This window comes from Mycobacterium sp. (assembly GCF_049280035.1).
Taxonomy (GTDB): domain Bacteria; phylum Actinomycetota; class Actinomycetes; order Mycobacteriales; family Mycobacteriaceae; genus Mycobacterium.
Genome location: NZ_JBAPPI010000087.1, coordinates 1 through 3,504, shown reverse-complemented (window position 1 = coordinate 3,504; position 3,504 = coordinate 1). Strand labels below are relative to the sequence as shown.

The 3,504-nt window shown below is 64.2% G+C and carries 1 protein-coding gene and 3 pseudogenes; all 4 read left to right on the top strand.

The features are described from left to right. Nucleotides 1-1,145, top strand: a pseudogene (locus WAN71_RS02895) (cyclase); the annotation flags it as partial. After that, nucleotides 1,142-1,423 (top strand): annotated as a pseudogene (locus tag WAN71_RS02890) (toll/interleukin-1 receptor domain-containing protein); the annotation flags it as partial. The pseudogenes WAN71_RS02895 and WAN71_RS02890, both read left to right, overlap by 4 nt. A 441-nt stretch (nt 1,424-1,864) precedes the next feature. After that, nucleotides 1,865-2,221, top strand: a pseudogene (locus WAN71_RS02885) (FHA domain-containing protein); the annotation flags it as partial. Nucleotides 2,222-2,329: 108 nt separating this feature from the next. After that, the coding region (locus WAN71_RS02880) for an AAA family ATPase (protein ID WP_422223885.1) at nt 2,330-3,504 on the top strand (1,175 nt) is incomplete at its 3' end.

The window sequence follows — 3,504 nt, the reverse complement described above, 5'->3', positions numbered from 1 at the left end:
TGCGCGTCGCGCCCCGGACGCTGTTGTGTGGCAGTTCGTGGCGGGCGATGGGCAACATCGACGACACCGGCTTTGAGGAACTGCGTCAATTGGCTGCGGCCGCCGATGACAAGGTGTCACTGGTGATTGGGATGTCGGGCCAGGTGACGACGCTGCTTATCCACGGGCGCTACCACGAAGCGTCGCAGCTGGCTTCCGAATACACCAGCCTGATCGAATCCATCGGCGATCCGACGCTAACGGTGGCGTTGATGTACGCGGCCATGGCCGCCAAGCGCTTCACCGGGGAGGCGGCCGAAGTGCTGCGGCTGGCCCAGCTGTGCATCGATCTGGCCGACGACGACGACCGCAAGGGTGACCTCATCTTCGGATCGCCGTTGGCGGCCTCGATCGCAGCCCGCGGCACCGCCCGATGCTGCCTGGGGATGCCCGGATGGAAAGACGACATCGACCGGGCACTGGCCATGGTGCGCACGGTCGACCCCCAAATACGAGCCACAGTGATGATGTACGGCTATGGCTGGGGCATAGCAAATGGAGTCTTGCTGTTTGATGCCGGATTCCTGCAGGAGACGGCCGAGATGCTGGAAATCGCGGAACGCTCCGGTGAAGACTTCACGCTGACCATGGCCAGGATGGTGCGGGGCGTCACTCTTGTGCATCAGGACTGCGCACGAAGCACCGAGGGCTTTGACCTGCTTGCCCAGGTTCGTGAGGCCGTCTTGCGGGAGCAGTTCAACGGGCACATGGTGCCGATCGTCGATCTCCAATACGCGAAAGAGAAGATTAGAACCGGGGATATGGTCGGCGCTATCGAGTTGTCGAGGGCGGTGGTCGAGCAGCAATACGACACAGAGGAAATAGAGTTCTGCGGCGCCGCCGTCACCGTTCTTATCGAATCGCTGTTGGCCCGCGGGACCGACGCTGATGTGCAGGAAGCGCAGGCCGCGGTCGACCGGCTTGCGGCCGTACCGACGGAGCCGGGATTCATCCTGTTTGAGGTGGCGCTGTTGAGGCTGCGGGCGTTGCTGGCCCAGGCACGTGGTGAACTGGCCGACTATCGCGAATTCGCTCAGCACTACCGCCAGATGGCGACATCGCTTGGCTTCCAAGGACATATGGCGACGGCCGAGACGATGATATGAAGGTCTTCATCAGCTATGCGCGCCAGGACGATGCTGCGGTGCAATCCCTGGCTGCGGATCTGGCGCAGGCTCGCCAACAAGTCTGGCTCGACCGCGACCTAAGCGGCGGTGATGCGTGGTGGCCCGAGATACTTGCGCAGATCCGTTCGTCCACCGTTTTCGTGTTTGCATTGTCGGATAACTCGTTGCGGTCCAAGCCGTGTCGGACCGAACTCGGATACGCCGAGGCGCTCGGGTTGCCGATCTTGCCGGTGCAGGTCGGGCAGGTGAGCACGCGTCGGACCGACCCGATCTTCACCAAGCAGCTTGTCGAGTACCAGGACTCGACCAGACGCAGCGGAATCGCGCTGGTTTCGGCGGTGTACGAGCGGGGACTGCGGCACGCCGAGCTGCCCGACCCGCTACCCGAACCCCCACCGATCCCCTACGAGCACCTATTGCGGCTGGGCGCGGCGATCCGCGGCACCGCAAAACTTACGCACGAGGCGCAGGCATCGGTAATAGCGGAGCTGCGTGAAGCACTCCGCAACGAGGACGACCCCGACATCTCCGAGGAGATTCGCGAGTTGTTGCGGACCCTGCGGGAGCGCAAAGAGGTCATCGATTCGATAGTCCGAGAGATCGACACGATCCTTGATAACCCGGCTAAGCCCGCGCCAAGTGACGAGGCCAGCCAGTCGTTCGGGCCGAAAACATCTGATGGGTCGCACCACGCTGGACAAACCGGAGGCACCGACCAGGCGGCCGTGGCCTATCTGGATGCAGCTTCCGGTAGCCGCTACCCACTACAGGCCGTCGCCACCCGGATCGGGCGGCTCCGCGATAATGACATCGTCCTCGATGACGCTGACGTCAGCCCCCACCACGCGGTGATCATCGAAACCGGTACCAGCTACAGCATCAATAGCCGCACCAACTACATCATCAACGATCTCCGATCGGCCAACGGCGTCCAAGTACAGCACCAGCGCATCCGCTCCACCGCCACCCTCAACGACGGCGACCACATCCGCATCGGCGACCACGATTTCGTCTTCCACGGCCCCACCAAGCCTAAGTCGGACCCGCAGCTCTAGCAGCGTCCCGCAGCGTTTTCCCGTTAGGGGGCGCCGGTGGTGCCATGATGTTCGGGGGGTGATTCACATGGAGGTCCGCTCGGCGACTAGCGATTTGCGGTCGGCATGATGGCGGCGGCTACGTCGTGTAGGGCCTGTGGCACCCAGGTGAGGGAGGGCGCCCGGTTTTGTGACAATTGCGGTTCGCTCATTGCGCCGGCCGCCGAATCGGCGGAGTACAAGCAGGTGACGGTGTTGTTCGCCGATGTTGTGGGTTCGATGGAAATCGCCGCGGCGGTGGGCGCCGAGCGGTCGCGCGAGATCATGACCGACCTGGTCACCCGCTTGGCCGCGGTGGTCCAAGGCTACGGCGGCACGGTCGACAAATTCACCGGTCACGGGATCAGGGCCTTGTTCGGTGCGCCGGTCGCGTTGGAGGATCACGCTTTTCGTGCGTGTTTGGCGGCATTGGGCATTCAGCAGAAGGCTAAGCAACTGGCCGCCGAAATCGAAGCCTCCGACGGCGTGGGATTGACGGTACGGGTAGGGCTGAATTCCGGTCAGGTGATAGCCGGTGAAATCGGCTCCGGCCCTGGAGGTTACACCGCTATTGGTGATCAGGTTGGGATGGCGCAGGGGATGGCATCGGCGCCGCCGCCGGGCGGCGTGATGCTCAGCGAGTCCACCGCGCGGCTGGTCGAGGATGCCACGGTCCTCGGTGAGCCGGAGGTGGTGCGCATCACGGGTGTTAACCAGCCGGTGCGCGCACGCCGTCTGCTGGGGCTGGCCGCGCAGCCCCGGCGCCGGGGCCGGGGCCGTCGAGAATCCACGTTGGTGGGGCGCGAATGGGAAATGGCCGCGCTGACCGGCATGTTGGACCGATCGATCAGCGGCCGCGGGTGTGTGGTCACGCTGGTCGGCCCATCTGGTATCGGCAAGAGCCGCATCGTTGCCGAGATTGTGGCGATCGCCGTGGGCCGTGGCGCAGAAGTGTTTTCGACGTTTTGTCAGTCTCATGCCAGCGACATCGCGTCTTTTGCGGTGGCCCCGCTGCTGCGGGCCGCGTTCGGGATCGAGGAGCTTAGCGGGGAAGCGGCCCGCGCACAGGTGCGCGCCCAGATCCCCGGCGCCGACCCCGCGGATCTGGTGCTTTTCGACGACATGCTCGGCATCCGCGATCCTTCGGATGCTCTCCCGGATATCGCCCCCGATGCGCGTAGACGACGACTGACCGCGCTGATCAATGCGGCGTCACTGGCGCGGACCACGCCGCGGGTGTTCGTGATCGAGGACGCCCATTGGAT